The sequence below is a fragment of the Streptomyces sp. NPDC107765 genome, assembly GCF_055657085.1.
Genome location: NZ_JBVKBL010000014.1, coordinates 152,791 through 177,762 on the forward strand (window position 1 = coordinate 152,791; position 24,972 = coordinate 177,762).

The 24,972-nt window shown below is 72.3% G+C and carries 23 protein-coding genes; 11 read left to right on the forward strand and 12 right to left on the reverse strand.

The annotated features are described in order from the left end of the window. Window positions 1-8 precede the first annotated feature (8 nt). The 6 genes from ACZ7MX_RS29900 (at window position 9) to pssA (ending at window position 6,409) form a co-directional block, all read left to right on the forward strand. Complete coding sequence (locus tag ACZ7MX_RS29900; RefSeq protein ID WP_472136495.1) at window positions 9-2,045, forward strand: protein meaA; 2,037 nt, start codon at window positions 9-11, stop codon at window positions 2,043-2,045. After that, window positions 2,042-3,004: an HpcH/HpaI aldolase/citrate lyase family protein gene (locus tag ACZ7MX_RS29905; RefSeq protein ID WP_472136496.1), complete on the forward strand. Its 963-nt coding sequence runs from the start codon at window positions 2,042-2,044 to the stop codon at window positions 3,002-3,004. Before ACZ7MX_RS29900 ends, ACZ7MX_RS29905 begins: the two co-directional genes overlap by 4 nt. A gap of 5 nt (window positions 3,005-3,009) precedes the next feature. After that, window positions 3,010-3,534: a MaoC family dehydratase gene (locus ACZ7MX_RS29910; RefSeq protein ID WP_030412968.1), complete on the forward strand. Its 525-nt coding sequence runs from the start codon at window positions 3,010-3,012 to the stop codon at window positions 3,532-3,534. A 5-nt stretch (window positions 3,535-3,539) separates the two neighbouring features. Further along, window positions 3,540-4,745, forward strand: coding sequence for an acyl-CoA dehydrogenase family protein (locus tag ACZ7MX_RS29915; protein WP_472136498.1), 1,206 nt, complete (start codon window positions 3,540-3,542; stop codon window positions 4,743-4,745). Window positions 4,746-4,914: 169 nt separating this feature from the next. Continuing rightward, window positions 4,915-5,562, forward strand: a complete 648-nt coding sequence (locus tag ACZ7MX_RS29920) for a phosphatidylserine decarboxylase (protein WP_030807016.1) — start codon at window positions 4,915-4,917, stop codon at window positions 5,560-5,562. Next, on the forward strand, window positions 5,549-6,409 hold the full coding sequence (gene pssA, locus ACZ7MX_RS29925) for a CDP-diacylglycerol--serine O-phosphatidyltransferase (protein ID WP_030412971.1): 861 nt from the start codon (window positions 5,549-5,551) through the stop codon (window positions 6,407-6,409). Before ACZ7MX_RS29920 ends, pssA begins: the two co-directional genes overlap by 14 nt. An 83-nt stretch (window positions 6,410-6,492) precedes the next feature. On the opposite strand, the gene ACZ7MX_RS29930 is transcribed toward pssA, so the two are convergent. After that, window positions 6,493-7,617, reverse strand: a complete 1,125-nt coding sequence (locus tag ACZ7MX_RS29930) for a glycerate kinase (protein WP_472136669.1) — start codon at window positions 7,615-7,617, stop codon at window positions 6,493-6,495. A gap of 184 nt (window positions 7,618-7,801) precedes the next feature. Between ACZ7MX_RS29930 and ACZ7MX_RS29935 the strand changes: the two genes are divergently transcribed. After that, window positions 7,802-8,314: an NUDIX domain-containing protein gene (locus ACZ7MX_RS29935; RefSeq protein ID WP_472136500.1), complete on the forward strand. Its 513-nt coding sequence runs from the start codon at window positions 7,802-7,804 to the stop codon at window positions 8,312-8,314. Window positions 8,315-8,352: 38 nt separating this feature from the next. Then, the gene (locus tag ACZ7MX_RS29940; protein ID WP_472136502.1) at window positions 8,353-9,180 is read left to right on the forward strand and encodes a nucleotidyltransferase domain-containing protein; all 828 of its coding nucleotides are present in this window, start codon (window positions 8,353-8,355) and stop codon (window positions 9,178-9,180) included. 117 nt (window positions 9,181-9,297) lie between these two features. Here the strand turns inward: ACZ7MX_RS29940 and ACZ7MX_RS29945 are convergent, their stop codons facing one another. Then, window positions 9,298-9,933: an NAD(P)-dependent oxidoreductase gene (locus ACZ7MX_RS29945; protein WP_472136504.1), complete on the reverse strand. Its 636-nt coding sequence runs from the start codon at window positions 9,931-9,933 to the stop codon at window positions 9,298-9,300. A gap of 166 nt (window positions 9,934-10,099) precedes the next feature. Between ACZ7MX_RS29945 and ACZ7MX_RS29950 the strand changes: the two genes are divergently transcribed. After that, complete coding sequence (locus ACZ7MX_RS29950; protein WP_472136505.1) at window positions 10,100-10,759, forward strand: TetR/AcrR family transcriptional regulator; 660 nt, start codon at window positions 10,100-10,102, stop codon at window positions 10,757-10,759. 194 nt (window positions 10,760-10,953) lie between these two features. Here ACZ7MX_RS29950 and ACZ7MX_RS29955 read toward each other — a convergent pair whose 3' ends face one another. The 8 genes from ACZ7MX_RS29955 to ACZ7MX_RS29990 form a co-directional block, all read right to left on the reverse strand. Continuing rightward, window positions 10,954-11,562 (reverse strand): methylated-DNA--[protein]-cysteine S-methyltransferase, encoded by a 609-nt coding sequence (locus ACZ7MX_RS29955; RefSeq protein WP_472136671.1) that lies wholly within the window; start codon window positions 11,560-11,562, stop codon window positions 10,954-10,956. A gap of 19 nt (window positions 11,563-11,581) precedes the next feature. Further along, the gene (locus tag ACZ7MX_RS29960; RefSeq protein WP_472136507.1) at window positions 11,582-13,054 is read right to left on the reverse strand and encodes an AlkA N-terminal domain-containing protein; all 1,473 of its coding nucleotides are present in this window, start codon (window positions 13,052-13,054) and stop codon (window positions 11,582-11,584) included. 175 nt (window positions 13,055-13,229) lie between these two features. Further along, window positions 13,230-14,243, reverse strand: a complete 1,014-nt coding sequence (gene pip, locus ACZ7MX_RS29965) for a prolyl aminopeptidase (RefSeq protein WP_472136509.1) — start codon at window positions 14,241-14,243, stop codon at window positions 13,230-13,232. 177 nt (window positions 14,244-14,420) lie between these two features. Beyond that, window positions 14,421-14,867, reverse strand: coding sequence for a hypothetical protein (locus ACZ7MX_RS29970; RefSeq protein WP_472136510.1), 447 nt, complete (start codon window positions 14,865-14,867; stop codon window positions 14,421-14,423). A gap of 252 nt (window positions 14,868-15,119) precedes the next feature. After that, on the reverse strand, window positions 15,120-15,656 hold the full coding sequence (locus ACZ7MX_RS29975; RefSeq protein WP_472136512.1) for an O-acetyl-ADP-ribose deacetylase: 537 nt from the start codon (window positions 15,654-15,656) through the stop codon (window positions 15,120-15,122). A gap of 32 nt (window positions 15,657-15,688) precedes the next feature. Beyond that, window positions 15,689-17,110, reverse strand: a complete 1,422-nt coding sequence (locus ACZ7MX_RS29980; RefSeq protein ID WP_472136513.1) for a phytoene desaturase family protein — start codon at window positions 17,108-17,110, stop codon at window positions 15,689-15,691. 40 nt (window positions 17,111-17,150) lie between these two features. Next, entirely contained in the window at window positions 17,151-17,984 is an 834-nt protein-coding gene (locus tag ACZ7MX_RS29985) for an inositol monophosphatase family protein (protein ID WP_472136673.1), read from the reverse strand. A 260-nt stretch (window positions 17,985-18,244) separates the two neighbouring features. Next, window positions 18,245-20,104, reverse strand: a complete 1,860-nt coding sequence (locus ACZ7MX_RS29990; RefSeq protein ID WP_472136515.1) for a gamma-glutamyltransferase family protein — start codon at window positions 20,102-20,104, stop codon at window positions 18,245-18,247. Window positions 20,105-20,293: 189 nt separating this feature from the next. On the opposite strand from ACZ7MX_RS29990, the gene ACZ7MX_RS29995 reads away from it, so the two are divergent. Further along, window positions 20,294-21,061, forward strand: a complete 768-nt coding sequence (locus tag ACZ7MX_RS29995) for an SIR2 family NAD-dependent protein deacylase (RefSeq protein ID WP_472136516.1) — start codon at window positions 20,294-20,296, stop codon at window positions 21,059-21,061. Window positions 21,062-21,112: 51 nt separating this feature from the next. Here the strand turns inward: ACZ7MX_RS29995 and ACZ7MX_RS30000 are convergent, their stop codons facing one another. After that, window positions 21,113-22,120 (reverse strand): TIGR03842 family LLM class F420-dependent oxidoreductase, encoded by a 1,008-nt coding sequence (locus tag ACZ7MX_RS30000; RefSeq protein ID WP_472136518.1) that lies wholly within the window; start codon window positions 22,118-22,120, stop codon window positions 21,113-21,115. Between the two features lie 11 nt (window positions 22,121-22,131). After that, complete coding sequence (gene hydA, locus ACZ7MX_RS30005) at window positions 22,132-23,541, reverse strand: dihydropyrimidinase (RefSeq protein ID WP_472136520.1); 1,410 nt, start codon at window positions 23,539-23,541, stop codon at window positions 22,132-22,134. Window positions 23,542-23,843: 302 nt separating this feature from the next. Here hydA and ACZ7MX_RS30010 point away from each other — a divergent pair, with 302 nt between their 5' ends. Beyond that, window positions 23,844-24,713, forward strand: coding sequence for an ABC transporter substrate-binding protein (locus ACZ7MX_RS30010; protein WP_472136522.1), 870 nt, complete (start codon window positions 23,844-23,846; stop codon window positions 24,711-24,713). Window positions 24,714-24,972 lie beyond the last annotated feature (259 nt).

A 24,972-nucleotide genomic window follows, 5' to 3' on the forward strand; every position in this document is an offset into this window, starting at 1 on the left:
AGGCACCCATGACAGAACGTCACCCTCAGTCCCAGGGGCGAAGGGAACGGGACCGGCCGTGGCTGATGCGCACGTACGCCGGTCACTCCACGGCGGAGGCGTCGAACGAGCTGTACCGGCGCAATCTCGCCAAGGGCCAGACCGGTCTGTCGGTGGCGTTCGACCTGCCGACACAGACCGGCTACGACCCCGACCACGTCCTCGCCCGCGGCGAGGTCGGCCGGGTCGGGGTCCCGGTGTCCCACCTCGGTGACATGCGGCGGCTGTTCCAGGACATCCCGCTGGACCAGATGAACACCTCGATGACCATCAACGCCACCGCCATGTGGCTGCTGGCGCTCTACCAGGTCGTCGCGGAGGAGCAGGGCGCGGACATCACCAAGCTCCAGGGGACGACCCAGAACGACATCGTCAAGGAGTACCTGTCGCGCGGGACGCACGTCTTCCCGCCGGGGCCGAGCCTGCGGCTCACCACCGACATGATCACGTACACGGTGGCCCACATCCCCAAGTGGAACCCCATCAACATCTGCTCGTACCACCTGCAGGAGGCCGGCGCGACCCCGGTCCAGGAGATCGCGTACGCGATGAGCACCGCGATCGCCGTGCTCGACGCCGTGCGGGACTCCGGGCAGGTGCCGCCGGAGAAGTTCGGCGACGTGGTCGCCCGCATCTCGTTCTTCGTGAACGCCGGCGTCCGGTTCATCGAGGAGATGTGCAAGATGCGCGCCTTCGGCCGCATCTGGGACCACATCACCCGCGAGCGGTACGGCATCGAGAACCCCAAGCAACGGCGCTTCCGCTACGGCGTCCAGGTCAACTCGCTCGGCCTGACCGAGGCCCAGCCGGAGAACAACGTCCAGCGGATCGTGCTGGAGATGCTGGCCGTGACGCTGTCGAAGGACGCCCGCGCCCGGGCGGTCCAACTCCCGGCCTGGAACGAGGCGTTGGGCCTCCCCCGGCCCTGGGACCAGCAGTGGTCGCTGCGCATCCAGCAGGTCCTCGCGCACGAGAGCGACCTGCTGGAGTACGAGGACATCTTCGCCGGCTCGCACGTCATCGAGGCCAAGGTGGACGCGCTGGTCACCGACTGCCTGGCCGAGATCGAGCGGATCCAGGAGATGGGCGGCGCGATGGCCGCGGTGGAGTCCGGCTACCTCAAGTCGCAGCTGGTGTCCGCGCACGCCGAGCGGCGGGGCCGGATCGAGGCCGGCGAGGAGAAGATCGTCGGCGTGAACTGCTTCGAGTCCACCGAGCCCAACCCGCTCACCGCGGACCTCGACACCGCCATCATGACCGTCGACCCGGCCAACGAGGCGCGGGTGGTGCGGGGGCTGCACGACTGGCGGGACAACCGCGAGGAGGGCCGCGCCCAGGAGGCGCTGTCGGCGCTGAAGAAGGCGGCGGCCGGCGACACCAACCTCTTCGCGGCGACCCTGGAGTGCGCCCGTGCCGGCGTGACGACCGGCGAGTGGGCGTGGGCCCTGCGGGACGTCTTCGGCGAGTTCCGGGCGCCCACGGGCGTCTCCAGCGCCCCGCTGGCGGTCGCCGCCGAGGCGGGCAGCCCGCTGGCCGCGGTCCGCGAGAAGGTCGCCAAGACGGCGGCCGAGCTCGGCAGCGGCAAGCTGCGGCTGCTGGTCGGCAAGCCCGGACTGGACGGGCACAGCAACGGCGCCGAGCAGATCGCGGTACGCGCCCGGGACGCCGGCTTCGAGGTGATCTACCAGGGCATCCGGCTGACGCCGGAGCAGATCGTCTCGGCGGCGGTCGCCGAGGACGTGCACTGCGTGGGCCTGTCCATCCTCTCCGGCTCGCACACGGAGCTGGTGCCGGACGTGCTGGCCCGGCTGCGGCGGGCCGGCGTCGACGACATCCCGGTCATCGTCGGCGGCATCATTCCCTCGGCCGACGCGACCGCGCTCAAGGAAGCCGGAGTGGCGGCCGTCTTCACGCCGAAGGACTTCGGTATTACGGAGATCATCGGCCGTATCGTCGACGAGATCCGGACGGCGAACCAGCTCGACCCCTTGGAGGTCCCCGCATGACGGCGGTGAACCGGCAACGGCCGAGGCGCTCCTGCCTCGCGGTGCCCGGCAGCAATCCGCGCTTCCTGGAGAAGGCCCAGGGCCTGCCGGCGGACCAGGTGTTCCTGGACCTGGAGGACGCCTGCGCGCCGCTCGCCAAGGAGGGCGCCCGGCACACGATCGTCGAGGCGCTGAACGAGGGCGACTGGACCGGCAAGACCCGGACCGTGCGGGTCAACGACTGGACGACGCACTGGACGTACCGAGACGTCATCACGGTCGTCGAGGGCGCGGGGCCGAACCTGGACTGCATCATGCTGCCGAAGGTCCAGGACGCCCAGCAGATCGTGGCGCTGGACCTGCTGCTGACCCAGATCGAGAAGACCATGGGCTTCGAGGTCGGCCGGATCGGCATCGAGGCGCAGATCGAGAACGCCAAGGGCCTGGTGAACGTCGACGCGATCGCCGGTGCCTCGCCGCGGCTGGAGACCATCATCTTCGGCCCGGCGGACTTCATGGCGTCGATCAACATGAAGTCCCTGGTGGTCGGCGAGCAGCCGCCCGGCTATGGCGCGGACGCGTATCACTACATTCTGATGCGCATTCTGATGGCCGCACGGACCTACGATTTGCAGGCCATCGACGGCCCCTACCTTCAGATCAAGAACGTGGAGGGCTACCGGGAGGTCGCCGGCCGCGCCGCCGCGCTCGGCTTCGACGGCAAGTGGGTGCTGCACCCGGGCCAGGTCGAGGCCGCAAACGAGGTGTTCTCGCCGTCCCAGGAGGACTACGACCACGCCGAGCTGATCCTGGACGCCTACGAGTGGCACACCTCGGAGGCGGGCGGCAAGAAGGGATCCGCGATGCTCGGTGACGAGATGATCGACGAGGCGAGCCGGAAGATGGCCCTGGTCGTCGCCGGCAAGGGCCGGGCCGCCGGCATGATCCGTACATCCAAGTTCGAAGCCCCGGAGGCATGAGCGCGATGCAGTTCGGCCGCACCTATGAAGAGTTCACCGTCGGCGATGTGTACAAGCACTGGCCGGGGAAAACGGTCACCGAATACGACGACCACCTCTTCTGTCTGCTCACGATGAACCATCACCCGCTGCACATGGACAGCAACTACGCGGAGCAGACCACCGACTTCGGCAAGAACGTCGTGGTCGGCAATTACATCTATTCGCTGCTGCTGGGCATGTCGGTGCCGGACGTCTCCGGAAAGGCCATCGCCAATCTCGAGATCGAGTCGCTGAAGCACGTCGCGCCGACCTTCCACGGCGACACGATCTACGGCGAGACCACGGTGCTCGACAAAACGCCCTCGAAGTCGAAGTCGGACCGCGGGATCGTGTACGTGGAGACCAAGGGCTACAAGCAGGACGGCACCCTGGTCTGCATCTTCCGCCGGAAGGTCATGGTCCCCACGGCCACGTACATCAAGGAGCGCGGCGGCGAGCAGCCCGGCCGCCCCGAGCTGGCGGCCCCCGCGGCCAAGAAGGAGAAGTGACCGCCATGACCCGTCTTGCGCAGACCGAGGGCCTGACCGACATCCAGCGGGAAATCCTCTCCACCGTCCGCGACTTCGTGGACAAGGAGATCCTGCCGGTCGCCACGGAGCTGGAACACCGCGACGAATACCCGACGCAGATCGTCGAGGGCCTGAAGGAACTCGGCGTGTTCGGCCTGATGATTCCCGAGGAGTACGGCGGGCTGGGTGAGTCCCTGCTCACGTACGCGCTGACCGTCGAGGAGATCGCCCGCGGCTGGATGAGCGTCTCGGGCATCATCAACACCCACTTCATCGTGGCGTACATGCTCAAGCAGCACGGCACGCAGGAGCAGAAGGACTATTTCCTGCCGAAGATGGCGGCCGGCGAAATCCGGGGCGCCTTCTCGATGTCGGAGCCGGCGCTCGGCTCGGACGTCTCGGCCATTTCCTCCAAGGGTGTGCGGGACGGCGACGATTACGTCCTGAACGGCCAGAAGATGTGGCTCACCAACGGCGGTTCCTCCACACTCGTGGCGGTGCTGTGCCGTACGGACGAGGGGCACCCGGAGGGCACCGCTCCGCACAAGTCGATGACCACCTTCCTCGTGGAGAAGGAGGCCGGCTTCGGTGAGGTGCGGCCCGGCCTGACCATCCCGGGCAAGATCGACAAGATGGGCTACAAGGGCGTCGACACCACCGAGCTGATCATGGACGGGCTGCGCATCCCGGCCGATCGGGTGCTCGGCGGCCAGACCGGACGTGGCTTCTATCACATGATGGACGGCGTCGAGGTCGGCCGGGTCAATGTCGCCGCGCGCGGCTGCGGCGTCGCCCAGCGCGCCTTCGAGCTGGGCGTTTCCTACGCGCAGCAGCGGCACACCTTCGGGAAGCCGATCGCCCAGCACCAGGCGATCCAGTTCAAACTGGCCGAAATGGCGACAAAGGTCGAAGCGGCCCATGCCATGATGGTTAATGCCGCTCGCAAAAAGGACTCCGGTCAGCGAAACGACCTGGAGGCGGGCATGGCGAAGTACCTCGCCTCCGAGTACTGCAAGGAGGTCGTGGAGGACGCGTTCCGCATCCATGGCGGGTACGGCTTCTCCAAGGAATACGAGATCGAGCGTCTCTACCGGGAGGCCCCGATGCTCCTGATCGGTGAAGGTACCGCCGAGATCCAGAAAATGATCATTGGTCGCCGGCTACTGGAGGAGTACCGAATCCAGGCGTGAATGTCCGGTTTAGGTCGTTTTGGCCTAGACGAAGATCACACCCCGTCATTGTTCTTCGGCCACGGATTGGCTCTGGCTCTTGGCCAGTTGCCGCTCGCAACCGATAGCATCCGGGAAAGCCGCCGTCCCCCGTATCCCTACGCGGCATCCTCCGCTACGAAGGTCATCCATGCCCCACAGCCAATCCTCTGCACAACGCGGTCGCGTCCGCCTCGCGCGCGGAGCGTCGCCGTGGCTCCTGCCGACCGTTGCCACGGCGGCGGTCAGCCTCGCCCGGTCCCGCCGGTCGGGCCGCTGGGCCGCTGTTGCCGTGCCCACCACCGCACTGGCGGCGGGCATGCTGTGGTTCTTCCGCGACCCGGAGCGGGAGATCGCCCAGGGCCGCGTGATTTCCCCGGCCGACGGCGTGGTGCAGAGCATCATGCCGTGGAAGGACGGGCGCACCCGCGTCGCGATCTTCATGAGCCCGCTGAACGTCCACGTCAACCGCGCGCCGCTGGCCGGCACGGTGACGTCCGTGGAGCACATCCCCGGCGGGTTCGTTCCGGCGTTCAACAAGGAGAGCGAGAACAACGAGCGGGTCGTCTGGCACTTCGACACCGAGCTCGGCGACATCGAGATGGTGCAGATCGCCGGCGCGGTGGCCCGCCGCATCGTCCCCTACGTGCCCCAGGGCACCAAGGTGGAGCAGGGCGAGCGGATCGGGCTGATCCGCTTCGGCTCGCGCGTCGACGTCTACCTCCCGGAGGGCGTCGAGGTCGCGGTCGAGGTCGGCCAGGCCACCACCGCGGGGGTGACACGTCTTGACCGTGATTGATCCCGAGACGCAGGCGGGCTGGGCGCCCGAGACGGACGAGGACGAGGACGACATGCCGCTGTCGACGCGGCTGTCAATAGCGGACACCCTCACCCTCGGCAACGCCATCTGCGGCTTCATGGCGGTGTACTTCACCACCACCGGCGTGCTCATCCCGCACCTCACGGGGACCGAGGACGGCGGGATGGCCCGGCACAGCGCGGCCATGGCCGTGATCCTGATGCTGTTCGCGTCGGTCTTCGACCTCTTCGACGGGCTGGTGGCGCGCAAGCTGCGGGCCTCGGCGATGGGGGCCGAGCTCGACAACCTCTCCGACCTGATCAGCTTCGGCCTGGCACCCGCTTACTTCGTCGTGACCTGGGGCATGGTCGCCCAGGACGCGCACCAGCGGGTGTCGGTCGTCGCGGCGGTGGTGGTGCTGCTGGCGGTGGTGCTGCGGCTCGCGCGGTTCTCCTGCGTCACCCTGCGTGACGGCATCTTCCAAGGCATGCCGAGCCCGTTCGGCGCGCTGACCGTCGTCGCCATCGTGCTGCTGGAGCTGCCGTTCCTGCCGACGCTGCTGGCGATCATCGGGGTGGCCTGGCTGATGGTGAGCCGGGTCGAGTACCCCAAGCCGCGGGGCCGGCTCGCGGTGGCGATGCTCAGCTGGATCGTGCTCAGCATGGGCATGCTCGCGGCCTGGGCGCTGGACGCGCCCGGCGGCCAGCTGCTGCTGCAGACCGGCTGCTCGCTGCAGATCGTCCTGGGCGCCATGATCCCGGTGTTCGCCACGGCCCGCCGGGTCAACACCTTCCGCGACAATCGCCGCGAGTCCCGCGCCGAGTCGCGGGCCGCGCAGCTCCCCTAGCGGGGCGGCACCTTCGCACAGAACGCCGGGAGCCCCGGGCGAACGACTCGCCCGGGGCTCCCGGCGTTCTCGCGCTCCGCAGGTCAGACCAGGAAGTCTCGGGCGAGGTTCTCAGCCGCCCGCTCCAGCAGCGGGCCCGCCTCGGCCATGCAGCGGGCCGGGTCGGACTCCAGGTCGGTCAGCGCGTACGCACGCCGGATACCGGCCCGGGTGAGGGCCTCCGGCGGCAGCTGGAGCCGGCCGCAGACCGCGACCACGTCCAGGCCCGCCGCCCGGGCCGCGGCGGCGACACCGGCCGGGGCCTTGCCGTGCAGCGTCTGCTCGTCCAGCGAGCCCTCGCCGGTGATCACGAACGTGGCGCGGGCCAGCGCCGGCGCGAAGCCGAGCACCTCCAGCATCACGTCGATCCCGGCCCGGAACGTCGCGTCCAGACCGACCAGCGCGCCGTAGCCGATCCCGCCGGCCGCGCCCGCGCCGGGCGCCAGCGCGTACTCGGCGGCCTTCGGTCCGACGGCCCGCTCCAGCACCTCGGCGTAGTGCGCGAGCGCCGCGTCCAGCGTGGCGACGTCCTGCTCACTCGCGCCCTTCTGCGGGCCGTAGACCGCCGGAGCGCCCTTGGGGCCGGTGAGCGGATTGTCCACGTCGCTGGCGAGCACGACCTCCGTACCGGCCAGCCGGGGGTCCAGGCCCGACAGGTCGGCCGTGACCAGCTCGCGCAGCGGTCCGCCGCCGGGGGCCACCGGATTGCCGTCCGCGTCCAGGAACCGGGCGCCCAGCGCCGCGAGCATGCCCGCGCCGCCGTCGGTCGTGGCGCTGCCGCCGACGCCGAAGACGATCGTGGTCGCCCCCGCGTCCAGGGCCGCGAGCAGCAGTTCCCCGGTGCCGTAGGTAGTGGCCGCCAGGGGGGCGAAGACGCCCTCGGGGAGGTGCTGGAGGCCGGACGCCTCCGCCATCTCCACCACCGCGGTGCCGTCCGCGCGCAGCGCGAAGGTGGCCGTCACGGGCTGGCCGGTGGGGCCGGTGACCCGCGCCTCGTGGCGGCTGAAGCCGGCCGCGAGCGCCGCGGCGACGGTCCCGTCACCACCGTCGGCGACCGGGACGGCCGCCACGTCCAGACCGGGGACCACGCGCCGCAGACCGGCCGTGACGTGCTCGGCGACCTCGACGGCCGTGAGCGAACCCTTGAACTTGTCCGCGGCGATCAGCACATGTGCTGTGTGTGTCCTTGCTGCGTCCGCCACCGTGTTTCCCCTTGCTTTCGAACTGGCAGTCGCGCCGCTGCGACCTTATCCGGCGCGCGGCGCTGCGAACAGGGCACTCCGGTACGCGGACGCTTCGAGCGCCCCGGAATGCGCCTCGAAGATCCCCCGGGCAGGCTCTAGGCTCGCGCCCGTGACGACCTTGGACTACGCCACCTACATCGCCGGCCTGCCCCGCGTGCTCGCGGGCGCCGGCGCCCTCTTCCGTGACGCGCAGGGCCGCATCCTGCTCGTGGAGCCCAACTACCGCGACACCTGGATCCTGCCGGGCGGCACCGTCGAGTCGGACGACGGCGAGTCGCCGCGCCAGGCCGCCCGCCGCGAGACCGCCGAGGAGATCGGCCTGGACGTGGAGCTGGGCCCGCTGCTCGCGGTCGACTGGGTCCGCGGGCAGGGGCGGCCGCCGCTGGTGTCGTACCTCTTCGACGGCGGGGTGCTGGACGCGGACCGGTTCGCCGCGATCCGGCTCCAGGAGGAGGAGCTGCTGTCCTGGCGCCTGGTCGACTGGGAGGAGGCCCGGACCCTGGTCAGCCAGGAGATGGCCCTGCGCATCGGCGCCGCCCTGAAGGCCCTCGCGGACGGCTGCGGCCCGGTGGAGCTGGAGGACGGCGTCCCGCCCGCGGGAGCGTTCGCCGCCCGAAAATGACGTGATCGCCGGCCGCCCGGGTATCTAGGGTGGCCGGCATGGAAGAGATCGCCGCCAGGATCGCGCAGGTGTCGGGAGTTGTCGGGGTGATGCTCGGGGGGAGCCGGGCGCGGGGGACGCACCGGGCGGACTCCGACTGGGACCTGGGGGTGTACTACCGGGGCGAGCCGGATTTGCAGGCGCTGGAGGCGCTGGCCGCCGAGGTGGCCGGCGGGCCGGTCGAGGTGTTCGGGCCGGGGGCCTGGGGGCCGTGGGTGAACGGCGGGGCCTGGCTCGTACTGCCCGACGGCCGCCATGTGGACTGGATCCTGCGCGACCTCGACCGGGTGCGGCGGGTCTGGGAGGACTGCCGGGCGGGCCGCTTCGAGACCGGGACGCAGGCCGGTCATCCGCTCGGTTTCTGGTCGCCCGCGTACCCGGGCGAGGTGGCGCTGGGCCGGGTGCTCGCCGACACCGACGGGGAGCTGTCCGGTCTCAAGGAGGAGACCCGCGCCTACCCTCCCGCGCTGCGTACGTCCCTGACCGCCACGGCGGTTTGGGACGCCGGCTTCTCGGTGGCGATGGCGGGCAAGTCGTCCGCGGCGCAGGACGTGCTGCACGCGGCCCTGTGTCTGTCCCGGGCCGTCGGTCAGCTCGTCCAGGCCCTGTACGCGCACCACGGCGCCTGGTGCCTCAACGAGAAGGGCGCCCTCGCCGCCGCCGCGGCCCTGCCGGACACCCCACCCGATTTCGCCCCCCGCGCCACCGCCCTGCTCGCCCACCCCGGCCACACGGAAGCGGAACTCCGCGGCTCACTGGAGGAGGCACAGCGGCTGGTGGACGAGGTACGGGCCGTGGTGGGGGCGACGGCTCCGGGGCGCGGGTGAGGGGTGCGGGGACGAGGCTGCGGGGCGGGGTCGGGGTGGCGGCTTCGGGGCGCGGGGGGACGGTGCGTGGCCGCCGCGCCGTCCCTGGGGTGACGGTCCGCCGTAGCGGGGCCGCGGTCAGCGGCTGACGCCGACCGCGTGGCCGTAGGTGCGGGGGTCGGTGACGAAGTCGAGCATGGCCCGGGCCACGTCGGCGCGGGCGATGACGGAACCGGCCGGTCCGGCCTCCACGGCATGGCGGTAGCGGCCCTCGCCGGGGCGGTCGAGCAGTCGGGGCGGGCGGACCGCGGTCCAGTCGAGGCCGCTGTCGCGCAGCACCGCCTCCATCCGCGTCAGGTCGGTGTAGACCTCCTTGAGGGCCGCCCACAGCAGGGGCCCGAACACCCGGTGGCTGAGGAACGGCTGACCGGCGCCGGTGCGGTTGAGCGGGCCCGCGCTGACCACCAGGAGCCGCCGTACGCCGGTGGCGGTCATCGCCTCGACCACGGCCCGGGCCGAGGTGGACGCCGGGCGCAGCGGATCGTGCCGGCCGCCCTGGCCGATGCCGGAGAGCACCGCGTCGGCGCCGTCGACCACGGCCTTGACGGAGGCGGGGTCCAACGGGTCGGTGCGGACGACCGTCAGCCGCTCGTGGCGTTCGGTCAGCTTCTCCGGGCTGCGCAGCGCGGCGGTCACCTGGTGGCCGTCGGCCAGGGCGTGGGTGACGAGCTGCCGGCCGACGCCGCCGGACGCGCCGAGGATGGTGAGTTTCATGGTCCCTCCCGGGACGAGCTGGGCCGCGGAACGAGCGGAGAACCGGAATGAGCAGGGCGAACGCCCACCACGCCCGCCCGGGATGGAGCGAGAGGAGCAGGGTGAGTGAGCGCTCACCAACCAGAGTGAGTGAGTATTCACCCACCTGTCAAGGTAAGCTCTGCCCATGACCTCCGACGCCGCCGCTCCGCTGACCGGAGGCGCACTGACGCGCTCCCGCATCCTCGACGCCGCCGCCGCGCTGATGACGACCGTGGGCCTGACCCGTACGACGACGAAGCAGATCGCCCGGGAGGCCGGCTGCTCCGAGGCGGCGCTCTACAAGCACTTCCGCAACAAGGAAGAGATCTTCGTGCGGGTGCTGCACGAGCGCGCACCGCGGTTCTCGGACGCGCTGCGGCGGCTGCCGGACGCCGTCGGCGACGAGGGCGGCCCGGCCCGGCATCTGGAGGAAGTGGCGCTGACGGCCCTGCGCTTCTACCGGCGCTCGTTCCCCATCGCCGCCTCGCTCTTCGCCAGCCCCGAGCTGCTGGACACCCACCGGCGCAAGCTGGACGAACTGGGCACCGACGGGCCGCAGAACGCCGTCCAGCACCTGGCCGCCTATCTGACGGCCGAACAGAAGCTGGGCCGGATCGCCCCCGGCATCGACCCGCACGCGGCCGCCACACTGCTCATCGGCGCCTGCTTCCACCGCGCCTTCCTCGACCTGTTCTTCGACGCCAAGGCCCCCGCCGGCGCCCTGCTCCCCGAGGACGAGCGGGAGTTCGCGACCGAAACCGTCCGCGCCCTGCTCGACGGACTCCGCCCCCCGGTCACGCGGTAGGGACCGCAGGGGCACCGGAGACTCGCGGGTGCGGCAGCGGCTTTGCGCTCATCTCGCACCCGCCGCACGGGAATTCGCCGCACCCCCGCCGCGTTGTGGCCTGCAAGGGGCGCCCGCGTCCCCTACGGGATCTGTTCGTCCGCCCCCTAAGGGGCCCCGTCCCCCTCCCCCTCCCCAGCCCGCCGAAGCCCCTGTCAGCCGCACTCCTGCGCCGGGAAGAGCCCTTCCTCCTCCGGGAAGAGGCCCTCCTCCGCTGGGAAGAGCGCCTCCTCCGCCGGGAAATGGCCCTCCTTCTCCCGTTCGAAGGTCAGCAGTCGTCGCTTGCGGTCCAGGCCGCCGCCGTAGCCGGTCAGACTGCCGTCGGCGCCGACCACGCGGTGGCAGGGGACGATGATGCCGACCGGGTTGCGGCCGTTGGCCAGGCCGACCGCGCGGGCCGCGCCGGGCGTGCCGAGCAGCGCGGCGAGTTGCCCGTACGTCCGGGTTTCCCCGTACGGGATCGTGCACAGCGCCGCCCAGACGCGCCGCTGGAAGGGCGTGCCGCGCAGCGACAGCGGCAGGTCGAAGGTGGTCAACTCGCCGCGGAAGTACGCGCGGAGCTGGGTGGCGGCCGCGGCGAACGGCGGGTCGTCGGGGTCCGCCGGCGCGCCGAAGGTCTCCTGGGGCGGGCGGTGCCGCTGGTCGGTCATGTAGAGGCCGGTGAGGGCGTCGCCGGCGGCGACGAGGGTGAGCGGGCCCACCGGGGTGTCGTCGAGGACGGTGTGGGTGAGGGGCGCGTCGGGCGCGGGGGCGGGCACGGTCATGGCAGTCATGGCAGCGGGCTCAGTTCGTGGGGAGGTGGTTGATGGGGTGGTCGTCGGTGGCCCAGAGGTACTGGACGGCGTAAGCCCGCCAGGGCCGCCAGATCGCGGAGTGCCGGATGAGGGCGGCCGGGGTGTGCGGCAGGCCCAGACCGGCGGCCGCGCGGCGCAGGCCGAGGTCGGTGGGGGTGAAGGCGTCCGGATCGCCGAGCGCGCGCATGGCGATGCACTCGACGGTCCAGGGGCCGACGCCGGGCAGCGCGGCGAGCCGGGTGCGAGCCTCCTCGCGGTCGCTGCCCACCCCGAGTTGCAGCTCCCCGGAGGCGAGCGCGCCGATGACGCCGAGGAGGGTGGCCCGTCGGGTCCGCGGCATGGCCAGCGTCTCCGGGTCCAGTCCGGCGAGCGCGGTGGCGGACGGGAAGAGGTGGGTCAGGCCGCCGCCCGGGTCCTCGACCGGGGTGCCGTGCGCGCGGACCAGTCGTCCGGCGTGCGTACGGGCGGCCGCGGTGGAGACCTGCTGCCCGAGGACCGCCCGGACGGCGAACTCATCGGCGTCGACGGTCCGCGGGACCCTGCGGCCGGGCGCCTTGTCGACCAGCGGCGCCAGCCCCGGGTCCTCGCGCAGCAGCCCGTCGACGGCCTCCGGGTCCGCGTCGAGGTCGAGCAGCCGGCGGCAGCGGGCGATGGCGCCGGCCAGATCGCGCAGATCGGTGAGGGCGAGCCGGCAGTCGATGTGGTCGGGGCGGGGCGCGAGGGCGACGATGCCGTGTCCGTAGGGGAGGCGCAGGGTGCGGCGGTAGGCACCGTCGCGCCACTCCTCGACTCCCGGTACGGCGGTGGCGGCGAGGTGACCGAAGAGGTTGTCGGGGTTGAGCGGCCGGCGGAACGGCAGCCGCAGCGCGAGCGTGCCCGGGACGACCGCCCGGCGGTCCGGCCGGGCGCGCTGCCGCAGTTCGGTCGGCGCGAGCGCGAAGACCTCCCGGACCGTCTCGTTGAAGCTGCGGATGCTGGCGAACCCGGCGGCGAAGGCGACCAAGGCCATCGGCAGCTGCGTCGTCTCCACCAGCAGCCGGGCGGTCTGCGCCCGCTGGGCCCGGGCCAGGGCGAGGGGGCCGGCCCCGAGTTCGGCGAGCAGCTGGCGTTCGATCTGCCGGGTGCTGTATCCGAGCCGGGAGGCGAGGCCGGGGACGCCCTCGCGGTCGACGATGCCGTCGGCGATCAGCCGCATGGCGCGGGCGACGAGGTCGGCCCGCTCGTCCCACTGCGGCGACCCCGGGCTGGCATCCGGCCGGCACCGCTTGCAGGCCCGGAAACCGGCCTGCTGCGCCGCGGCCGCGCTCGGGTAGAAGCGCATGTTCCGGGGCTTGGGCGGCACCACGGGACAGCTGGGCCGGCAATAGATGCGGGTGGTGAGCACGGCCGTGTAGAACCACCCGTCGAAGCGGGCGTCCTTGGACTGCACGGCGCGCACACAGCGCCCGGTGTCGGTGTGCATGCCTCCAGGATTCCGCAACGAGGAGGGCCGGGCTGGCGGAAATCCGACATCAACGTCGGGCTACCAGGTCCGGTGCGGATCACCCTGCCGGTGGCGGCGCCGGTACGCGGAACTCGTACCGCCGGTTCCGCCGGCTCCTCCGACTCCTCCTTGCACCACGCGAGGCGATCGAGCCTTACCGCGCGAAACGGTCCAGCGCCCCGATCACCTCGGCGCGGGTCCGCCCGCTCCCCTTGTGCCCGGCGTCATCGATCACGATCAGCCGGGCGTCGGTCCAGGTCCGGGACAGCTCCCAGGCGGTGTCGAGCGGACTGCTCAGGTCCTGGCGGCCGTGGATGAGCACCCCGGGGATGCCCGCGAGCCGCCCCGCCTCGCGCAGCAGGACCCCCTCCTCCAGCCACGCACCGTGCGAGAAGTAGTGCGCGCAGATCCGGACCAGCGCCAGCCGCGCCGTCGACGGCCGGTCCCCGTAGGGGTGGGCGGAGCCGTGCGGTTCCATGGAGAGCACCGCGTCCTCCCAGGCACACCAGTCCGCGGCGGCCCGCTCCCGTACGGCCTGATCGGGATCGTCCATCAGCCGCGCATACGCCGCGACCAGGTCTCCGGCCCCGGCACCCGCACGCGCACCCTCCGCACGCACCGGCCGTCCTCGCGCCGCCCCGTCCCGGAAGCGTTCCCACGCCTCGGGGAAGAAGCGGCCGGCCCCCCGGTACAGCCAGTCGATCTCCGAGCGCCGGGTCGTGGTGACGCCCGGGATGACGATCTCCGAGACCCGCTCCGGGTGCCGTTGCGCGTACGCCAGGATCAGCGTGGAACCCGATGACCCGCCGAACAGCAGCCAGCGCTCGATGCCCAGGTGCCGGCGGAGCCGTTCCATGTCGGCGAGCAGATGCGGGGTGGTGTTGTGCCGCAGGTCCGTCGCGGGGTCGCCGGCATGCGGGGTGGAACGGCCGCACCCCCGCTGGTCGAAGAGCACCACCCGATAGCGGTCCGGGTCGAAGTACCGGCGCGCCCGGGCCTTACACCCCGAACCGGGCCCACCGTGGACGACCAGTGCGGGTTTCCCCCGTGGGTTGCCGCACGCCTCCCAGTACACGAGGTTGCCGTCGCCGACGTCGAGCATCCCGGCGTCGTACGGCTCGATGGGCGGATACTCGATGGGCGGACAGCGGTCGCTCAAGGGGCGCATGGCGTCACGCTAAAGACGGAGTTGACTGTCCGCCACGGGGCGACGGATCACGCCGCGGTGGTCACCGCACAGGGGCAAGGACGGCATGTACGCGTCCCGATGGAGGCGGCAGGAGAACCCGTCTGGCCACGGCAGGAATGCCCATCGCGCAGCGCCGCAGCGAGACCTGATGTACCGTCAATTCCAGAGTCGCGTAGTGACGACGCGAGGAGTGCCCGCCGGCCGGTCGGCGGGGTAGGTCAGGGTGATCCGGGTGTAGTGCCACTGGCCGGGGTGGCCCGGGCGGTGCTGCGGTGCGTCGAGGCGCACCCGGACGCGGTAGCTGTGGAAGTGGCCCGCCGCGCAGTAGGGGCGGCAGTCGTTGACCATGTCCCGCCCCTCGGCGACCGCCGACTGCGGCTGCCAATGCGACCAGCGAAGCGACGTAAGGACGTTGTTGCCGTCGCCGCACGCGAGCATGAAGGTGCCCGGGCGGACCTGTGGTTTCTCGGCGCAGTCGACGACCGCCGCACCGGGCCGCGCCTGTCGTGCCGAAGAGGCGGAGACCGGCGCCGATACGCCGGCCACCGCGAGTGCTGCCCCGGCACAGACCAGAAATGCTGTTTTCGCACGCTGAGCTCGCATACCCGCTCCTCAACCGCTTCGTATGCGTACGCACCGGCTGCGACGCGAGGCCCGGCACTCGGGGGCCGGTGTTCCCGCGGGGCGGTCGTGCTCTTTCCCCGCCACGCTACGACCGCGACACGGGACGACGCCACCCCAGAAGGTCACAAACGCGCAACACGGAAAATACGCGCAATGTGGGACATGCGATGCACTCCGACCGCCTTGCAAGGCACCGGTAGGAGGCCGCCGTTCCGGCCCTCCCGTATCCGGTCAGCGCACCTGCGCCGCGAACGCCGCATACGCCCGTTCGTCGAAGAGCACGAACCGGACCTCCTCGACGGCCGTTTCCGCCGACCGCACCGCCTCCACCGCGATCCGCGCGGCGTCGTCCAGCGGCCATCCGTAGACGCCGGTGGAGATGGCCGGGAAGGCGACCGTGCGGGCGCCCAGTTCGTCGGCCACCCGGAGCGCTTCGCGGTGGCAGGAGGCCAGCAGGTCGCTGCGGTCCTCGGTCGTGGAGTGGACCGGGCCGACGGTGTGGATGACCCAGCGGGCGGGCAGTCGGCCGGCGGTGGTGGCGACGGCCTGGCCGGTGGGCAGGCCGCGGCCGTAGCGGGAGGCGCGCAGGGCGCGGCACTCGGCCAGGATGTCCGGGCCGCCGCGCCGGTGGATGGCGCCGTCCACTCCCCCGCCGCCCAGCAGTGAGGAGTTGGCGGCGTTCACCACGGCGTCGACGGCCTGTTCGGTGAGGTCGCCCTGGACGAGGGTGAGGCGGGGAGCGTGGGCCGCGGCGCGGTCGGAACTCATGGGACGAGCGTAGGACGCGGGAACCGCTCGGGTCAGCGGCGGTTCGCGCGCAGGCGACGCCAGACCGCCTTGGCGGCGTAGTGGCCCGACATGCCGTGGACGCCGGGGCCGGGCGGGGTGGCCTGGGAGCAGAGGAAGACCGCGGGGTGGGCGGTCTCGTAGGGGATGCGGGCGAGCTTGGGACGGATGAGCAGGCGCAGGCCGGCCGCGGAGCCGGTGGCCGTGTCGCCGCCGACGTAATTGGCGTTGCGGGCGGCGATCTCCGGCGGGCCGGCGACCGCGCGGGCCAGCACGAGGTCGCGGAAACCGGGGGCGAAACGTTCGATCTGCCGCTCGACGAGCTCCGTGGCGTCGCCCTCCCAGCCGTTGGGGACGTGCCCGTACGCCCAGAAGACGTGCTTGCCCTCGGGGGCGCGGGTGTCGTCGAACAGGCTGGGCTGCGCGGTGATCAGGAACGGGACGGACGGGTCCTGGCCGTGCACGGCGGCGCTGAGCGCGGCGTCGATCTCGGTGCTGGTGGGGCCGATGTGGACGGTGCCGGCCCGGCGGGCGGCCGGAGCCGTCCAGGGCACCGGCTCCGCCATGGCGTAATCGATCTTGAAGACGCTGGGGCCGTACGTGACGTCGCGGTAGGCGTTGCCCAGGCCGGCGATGCGGGCCAGCGCGGTCGGTGAGGTGTCGAAGACGTAGGCGCGGGCCGGCGGCAGGTCGTCCAGCCGCTTGACCTCGAAGTCGGTGTGCACCGCCCCGCCGTGCGCCCGCAGCAGACCGGCCAGGGCGTCGGAGATGGCCTGCGAGCCGCCGCGCGCCACCGGCCAGCCGTTGGCGTGCGCGGCGAGCGCGAACATCAGGGCGATGCCGGACGTGCCCGGTCCGCCGAGCGGCGAGATGGCGTGCGCCGCGAGGCCGGCCATCAGCGCGCGGGCCTTCTCGCCCTGGAAGCGGCGGTTGAGGAGGGTGACCGGCTGCGCGGCGACCAGGCCGAAGCGGGCGTAGGTCAGCGGGTCGGAGGGGAGCCCGAGCCACTGCGTCCGCAGGAAGTCCTGGGCCATCGCGTCCCACCTGCCGATGAACGGCGCCACCAGCCGGCGGTACGCGCCGGCGTCGCGCGGGCCGAACGACATCGCGGTCTCACCGACGGAGTGCGCGAGCACCGCGGCCGTACCGTCCGGGAACGGGTGCGCCATCGGCAGCTCGGGGTGCACCCATTCCAGGCCGTAGCGGTCCAGCGGCATCTTCCTGAAGGCCGGCGAACCGGCGCCGGTCGGGTGCACCGCCGAGCAGGGGTCGTGGCGGAAACCGGGGAGTGTCAGCTCCTCCGTACGGGCGCCGCCGCCGATGGTGTCGCGGGCCTCGAAGACCTCGACGGACATTCCCCGCCGGGCCAGTTCGGCGGCCGCCGTCAGGCCGTTGGGTCCTGCCCCGATCACGACGGCATCGAGCATCCTCGGCACCTGCGCCACTCCCCTCACGTCCGACCCTCGTCGGTGAGGATCAGTTGGCGGCTGCCAGCAGTCCGAGGATACGCCGCGCGGTTTCGGCGTCCCGGGCCGCGGTGAAGGGCAGCGCATTGCCGCCGGTTATCCGGAACGGCCGGCCGGTGACCGTACCGCTGGCGCCGCCCGCCTCGTGGACCAGCAGCAGTCCGGCGGCGTGGTCCCAGGGGTTCTCCCAGCTGAAGGCCGTGGCGTCGAGGTCACCGCGGGCGATGTGCAGATACTCCAGGCCGGCCGAACCGCAGGGCCGGGGGGCGATCCCGCCGGTGTCGAGGGCGGCCAGCACCCGCTTCTGGTCGTTGTCGGTGAAGTCGTGGTGGGACGTCGCCACGTCCAGGATCGCGTCCGGGGCGGGGCTACCGGTGCGCAGCGGGACGCCGTTCAGCTCGGCGCCGGCGCCGCGGCGGGCGACGGCCATCAGGCCGAGCGCGGGGGCGTACGTCCAGGAGGCGAGCAGCTCTCCGCGGTGGGCGAGCGCGACGAGGGTGGCGAAGCCGGGGTCGCCGTGGACGAACTGGCGGGTGCCGTCGACCGGGTCGACGATCCAGACGGGGGCGTCGCCGTGCAGCGCGTCGAGCACGCCGGGGTCGGCGTGCACCGCTTCCTCGCCGACCACGAGGGAGCCGGGCAGCAGGGCGGTCAGGGCGACGGTCAGGTGCTCCTCGGCGCGCCGGTCGGCGGTGGTGACGAGGTCGTGCGGGCCGTTCTTCTCGACGATGTCCTCGACGGCGAGCTGCCGGAAGCGGGGCATGATCTCGTCGGCCGCGGCACGGCGGATGGCGGCGCCGACGGCCGCCAGGTCCAGCCCGGACAGGTCCGGTGAGAGGGTCATGGGGGCGCCTGCCGCATCGGCGACACCGGTGACCCCGGTCTCGGTGATCCCGGTATCGGTCACATCGACATCGGTCACATCGACATCGGTGACATCGGTGACGTTCGTGACGGCAGCGGCATCGGTGATGTTCGTGGTGTCTCCCGGTTCTTGGGTACGAAGTGCTTCGATCATGTGTCCATCGAACCATGAGCCACTGACACAGCAGCCGGCCGCAAGATGAAATCCCGGTGCCGCGGGGTGTACGGCCAGGTGCGGGCTCAACGCCCGACCGCGTACCCCTGCATCCCGCGCGGGTTCGCCGCCGCGGACAGCACCCCGGTCTCCGGGTCCCGCGCCACCGCGCACAGCCGCCCCTCGGACCATGCGTCGCCGACCGTGACCAGATGGCCGCGCCGGCGCAGCGCCTCGACCGTCGCCGTGCCGATCCGGGATTCCACGGTCACGCTGCCCGGCCGCATCCCGCGCGGGAAGAAGGACCCGGGGAAGGAGTCGTTGTGCCAGTTCGGGGCGTCGATGGCGCCCTGCAGGTCGAGGCCGCCGCGGACCCCCGGACGCAGGGCCACCGCCAGGAAGAAATGCAGTTGCCACTGGTCCTGCTGGTCGCCGCCCGGTGTGCCGAAGGCCATCACCGGCACGCCGTCGCGCAGCGCCAGGGACGGAGTGAGGGTGGTGCGGGGGCGGCGCCCCGGGGTGAGCGAGTTCGGCAGGCCCTCCTCCAGCCAGGCCATCTGCAACCGGGTGCCGAGCGGGAAGCCGAGGGCGGGGACGACGGGGTTGGACTGCAGCCAGCCGCCCGAAGGGGTGGCGGAGACGAGGTTGCCCCAGCGGTCGGCGACGTCGAGATGGCAGGTGTCGCCCCGGGTGGCGCCCGTGCGGTCCACCTCCGGCGCGACGTCCGCGAGCACCCCGCCCCCTACGGTCGGTTCGCCCGCCCCGCTCACGGAGAGGCCGCTCACCGTCCCGGGAGCCGCCGGGCCGCCGTACCGGTCCTCGCCGGCCGCCACCGCCGTGGCGTGCTTGCCGATCCGCGGGGTACGGCCGTCCGGGCTGCCGGGCCGCAGCTCGTACGAGGCGTGCTCGCCGATGAGCGCGCGGCGGGCGGCGTTGTACTCCTCGCCGAGCAGGGTGGCGAGCGGCACCTCGTCCGCGTCGCCGTACCAGGCTTCCCGGTCCGCCATCGCCAGCTTGCAGCCCTCGATGAGCAGATGGACGTACTCGGGACTGCCGTAGACGGGCAACTCCTCGGGGAGCAGGGCGAGTTGCTGCAGGAAGGCGGGCCCCTGCGACCAGCCGCCCGCCTTGGCCACGGTCCAGCCGTGCCAGTCATGGGTGACCGGCGCCTCGTAGGTGGCGGAGAAGGCGGCCAGGTCGTCGCCGGTGAGGGTGCCGGCGTGCCGTTCGCCGGTGGTGTCCATGGCCGGGCGGGCCGCGAAGTCGGCGAGCGCCGCGCCGATGAAGCCCTCGCGCCAGATACGGCGGGCCGCGTCAATCTGGGCCTCGCGCCCGGCCGAGGCGGCCTCGGCCTCCGCGAGGAGCCGCCGCCAGGTGGCGGCCAGCGGGCGGTTCCTGAGCAGACCGCCCGGGGCGGGCGCCGTCCCGCCGGGCAGGTAGATCTCGGCGGACGACGTCCACTCCGTCTCGAAGAGTTCCCGGACGGTTTCGACGGTCCGGCCGATCCGTTCGACGGCGGGGTGCCCGTGCTCGGCGTAACCGATGGCGTACCGCAGGACCTCGGCGAGCGACTTGGTGCCGTGGTCGCGCAGCAGCAGCATCCAGGCGTCGAACGCCCCGGGGACGGCGGCGGCGAGCGGCCCGGTGCCCGGAACGAGCGCCAGCCCCAGCGAGGTGTAGTGCGCCACGCTCGCCCCGGCCGGTGCCGGCCCCTGCCCGCACAGCACGCGCACCGGCCCGCCGGCGGGCGCCAGCAGGATCGGCACCTCGCCCGCGGGCCCGTTCAGATGCGGTTCGACCACATGCAGGACGAACCCGGCCGCCACCGCCGCGTCGAAGGCGTTTCCGCCGTCCTCCAGCACCGCCATCGCCGACTGCGAGGCCAGCCAGTGCGTACTGGAGACCATCCCGAAGGTGCCCTGAAGCGTGGGCCGGGTGCTGAACACGTCGCCGCAACTCCTCGTCTCTCCCACGTCCCGCGGACCCGCTCCGCCCCACACCCGGCCAGAGCCCACCCACGCCGATGCCCCCGATCCGTACCCGCCCACTCTCTCCTCAAGCCGGCACCCGGACCAGCCCCGCCCCACCCCCAATTCCCTCGCCGATGACCGCCCCCGCTGCGTACCCTCGGCCCCATGAGCAGCAGTGGTGCAGGGGACGGGGGCCGGACGCGGCGGGTGTTGGTGGGGATTCTGAGCGGGGCGGGAATTTCCACGGATTCGGGGATCCCTGATTACCGGGGGCCGAACGGGCTGTGGCGGCGGGATCCGGAGGCCGAGAAGCTCGTGACGTATGACGCGTACATGAGCGACCCGGAGATCCGGCGGCGGTCGTGGCAGATGCGGCGGGAGAGTCCGGCGTTCCGGGCGAAGCCGAACGCGGCGCACGAGGCGGTGGCACTGCTGGAGCGGTCCGGGACGCCGGTGCGGGTGATCACGCAGAACGTGGACGGGCTGCACCAGCTCGCGGGGGTGCCCGAGCGCAAGGTGCTGGAGCTGCACGGGACGGTGCGGGCGGTGACGTGTACGCGGTGCCATGCGCGGTCGTCGATGGCGGACGCGCTGGCGCGGGTGGCGGCCGGTGAGCCCGATCCGGACTGCCTGGTGTGCGGCGGGATCCTGAAGTCGGCGACGGTGATGTTCGGCGAGCGGCTGGATCCGCAGGTGCTGGGGACGGCGCTGGGCGTGGCCAAGGCCGCCGAGGTGTTCATCGCCGTCGGGACCACGCTCCAGGTCCAGCCGGCGGCCTCGCTCGCCGGGGTCGCGGCGGAGCACGGAGCGCGGCTGATCATCGTCAACGCCGAGCCGACGCCGTACGACCCGCTCGCCGACGAGATCGTCCGTGAGCCGATCGGGACGGCCCTGCCGAGGTTGCTGGCGGGGCTGGCGGAGCGGGGGGAGTAGGGCGGCGGCGGGAGGGGCTCAGTGGCCGGCCCGGATGCCCTGAGGCCCCCGCTACGCCTCGGTGAATGCCGGGATGATGTCCGTGCCGTAGGCGTCGAGGGTGGCTTCCTTGGCGTCGTGCATGGCGTAGACGGCGAACTGGTCGACGCCCAGGGCCTTGAGTGCGCGGAGCTTGTCGCGGTGGGCGGCGGGCGGGCCGAGGAGGCAGAAGCGGTCGACGATGGCGTCGGGGACGAAGGTGGTGTCGGGGTTGTCGGCGCGGCCGTGGTGGGCGTAGTCGTAGCCCGTGCGGGCCTTGATGTAGTCGGTCAGCTCGTCGGGGACCATGCCGGAGTGCTCGCCGTAGCGGGCTACGAGGTCGGCGACGTGGTTGCCGACCATGCCGCCGAACCAGCGGCACTGCTCGCGGGCGTGGTCGAGGTCCTCGCCCACGTAGGCGGGGGCGGCGACGCAGATCGTGACGGCGGCCGGGTCGCGGCCGGCGTCCGCCGCGGCCTGGCGTACCGCCTTGATCATCCACTCGGTGAGGAACGGGTCGGCGAGCTGGAGGATGAAGCCGTCGGCCAGCCGGCCCGCCATGGCCAGGGCCTTCGGGCCGTAGGCGGCCATCCAGACCGGGAGGCGGCCGCCCCGGATCCACGGGATGCGGACGCGGTGGCCGTCGCCGAGGTCGGCCTCGCGGCCCTCGGCCAGGTCGCGGATGATGCCGATCGCCTCGCCCAGCCGGGCCAGGGTGTTGGGCCGCCGGCCGGCCACCCGCATCGCGGAGTCGCCGCGTCCGATGCCGCAGACGGTGCGGTTGCCGTACATCTCGTTGAGGGTGGCGAAGGTGGAGGCGGTGACCTCGGGGGTACGGGTGGAGGGGTTGGTGACCATCGGGCCGACGATCAGCCGGTCGGTGTGTTCCAGGATGCGGCTGTAGAGGACGAACGGTTCCTGCCACAGGACGACCGAGTCGAAGGTCCAGCCGTAGCGGAAGCCGTTGCGCTCGGCGCGCCGCATGAGGGACACGAGGGCGGAGGAGGGCGGGTCGGCCTGCAGGACAACTCCGAAGTCCACGGCGGCGCTCCTTAGATGAGGTACTGGCAGGTGCCACGCGGGATGTACTGGCCGTGGCCCGCGTGTCCGGTGAACTCCCGGCGGTCGATGACGAGTTCGCCGCGCGAGAGGACCGTCTCGACCCGCCCGGTGAGCTGTGTGCCCTCGTAGGCCGAGTAGTCGACGTTCATGTGGTGGGTCCGGGCGGAGACCGTCTGCTCGGCCGCGGGGTCGTAGATGACGAGGTCGGCGTCGGCGCCGGGGGCGATGGTGCCCTTCTTCGGGTAGAGGCCGAACATCCGGGCCGGGGTGGCGCAGGCGATCTCGATCCAGCGGCGGCGGCTGATCCGGCCCTCGACGACGCCCTGGTGGAGGAGGTCCATCCGGTTCTCGATGCCCGGCATACCGTTGGGGATCTTGGTGAAGTCGCCGCGGCCGAGCTCCTTCTGGCCCTTGAAGCAGAACGGGCAGTGGTCGGTGGAGACCACCTGGAGGTCGTTGGTGCGCAAGCCCCGCCAGAGCGCCGCCTGGTGCTCGCGCGGCCGCAGCGGCGTGGAGCAGACGTACTTGGCGCCCTCGAAATCCGGCTCGGCGAGGTTGTCGGTGGACAGGAACAGATACTGCGGACAGGTCTCGCCGAAGACGTTCAGCCCCTTGTCGCGGGCCTGGGTGATCTCGGCGACGGCCTCCTCGGCGGAGACATGGACGACGTAGAGCGGGGCGCCGGCGACCCGGGCGAGCTGGATGGTGCGGTGGGTGGCCTCGGCCTCCAGCAGGACGTGCCGGACCTCGCCGTGGTAGCGCGGGTCGGTACGGCCGGCGGCCAGCGCCTGTTCGGCCAGCACGTCGATGGCGATGCCGTTCTCGGCGTGCATCATCACCAGCCCGCCGTTGTCGGCGCAGCGCTGCATGGCGCGCAGGATCTGCCCGTCGTCGCTGTAGAAGACACCCGGGTAGGCGGTGAAGAGCTTGAACGAGGTGACGCCCTCGGCCACCAGGAGGTCCATCTCCTTGAGGGTGTGCTCGTTGACGTCGGAGAGGATCATGTGGAACGCGTAGTCGATCGCGCACTGGGCGTCGGACTTGGAGTGCCAGGTGTCCAGGCCGGCGCGGAGCGAGGCGCCGCGGGACTGGACGGCGAAGTCGACGATGGTGGTGGTGCCGCCCCAGGCCGCCGCGCGGGTACCGGTCTCGAAGGTGTCCGAGGAGGCCGTCCCGCCGAAGGGGAAGTCCAGGTGGGTGTGGGCGTCCACGCCGCCCGGGATGACGTACTTGCCGGTGGCGTCCAGGGTGCGGTCGGCGGCGGCCGCCCAGCTGTCGGCGGTCGGACTGCCATGGGCGGCGAGGGCGGCGATCCGCCCGTCCTCCACCAGGACATCGGCGTGGATCTCATCGGCGGCGGTGATCACCAGTCCGCCCCGGACGACCGTACGGCTCACCATGTCAGCTCCCTGCCCGTCTACCCGTGCCTGCCTGACGCCATGTCATGACCGGTCTACACCCGTAGATTCCGCTCGAGAAGGAGACACCGTAGAAGCATGTCACCATCCGTGGCAATACCGTGACGCTCGATCAGCGCGGCGGGTTCGTGTTGCACCGGCGATCGGCCGGTCGGTCCACACGGGCCGCGACGGGCGCAGAGGGGTGCGGAAGTGGCGCGATGGGCAGGTATCGGCCGACGCCGGCGGGCAATCCTCGCGAGCGGCACACGTCAGGGCGGACGACACCGAAAGGGCGGCAGGTCATGGAGCAGCGCACACCGTGGGAGTTCTCCGACGACCGGGGGCGCCTGGTGGTGGCCGGACAGCGGCCGGCACGGCTGGTGACGTACATACAGGCCGGGGCGACCCTGTGGGACCACGGCATACGCCCGGTGGGCCTGTTCGGGTCGCAGCACGACGGCCCCGCCCCCGACCCCGCCAAGGGCGGTGAGCTGCCGCTGGCGGAGATCCCCTACCTGGGCGCGGGCACCGCGCTGCACCCCGACGCGCTGCTGGAGGTGGAGCCGGACCTCGTGGTGGCGGTGACGTACGACGGCGAGCAGCTCTACGGCCTGGAGCAGAAGACCGCACTGGAACTGGAGGCGCACGTACCGGTCGCCACCGTCGCGGTGGGCCCGGGCCGGAGCCTGGCCGAGGTCCGCGAACGCTTCGCGGCGCTGGCCGGCTCCCTCGGTCAGGGCGAACCACTGGGCCTGGCACGGGAGTTGGACGCCGCGGAGGACGCCCTGCGGCAGGCGGCCGGCGGCCCGGAACGCCCCCGGGTCCTGGCCCTGTCACCCGCCGGCCCGGAGCGGGTCCATCTGGCCCGCCCCAGCTCCTGGCCGGACCTCCGCGCACTCGCCGAGCACGGCGTGAACCTGATCGAGCCGCCCACCGGCGCGGGCATCAACTGGTCCACGGTCGGCTGGGCGGAGGCGGCCGGGCTGGCCCCCGACATCATCCTCATCGACGCCCGGGCCAACGCGGCACGCCCCGAGACCCTGCGCGCCGACGCGCACTGGCGCGCACTGGAGGCACGCGTACGCCTCCTGCCGTGGAACCCGGAGGCGCCGTGCAGCCGCCTCGCCCACAGCCGCTTCTTCTCCCGCCTGGCGAGGGCCCTTGGGGCTTGATTCCCACGTACCTGTCTGCGGCGCCGCGGGTCGTCTCGCTGTTGCGCTTTGCGGCGCCGCGTACGTACCCGTCTGTCCCGCCGCGGGGCTTGTTCGCCGTTGCGCTTTGCGGCGCCCCGCATATAGCTGGCCGTCCCGCCGCGGGGCTTGGTCGCCGTTGCGCCTGCGGCGGGCTGGGTGGGTGTCGGGTGCGGTGACGGGCCTCCGGGGCCGGGGTGTGGGACTGCTGACGCTTTACGTCCCACACCCCGGCCCCTCC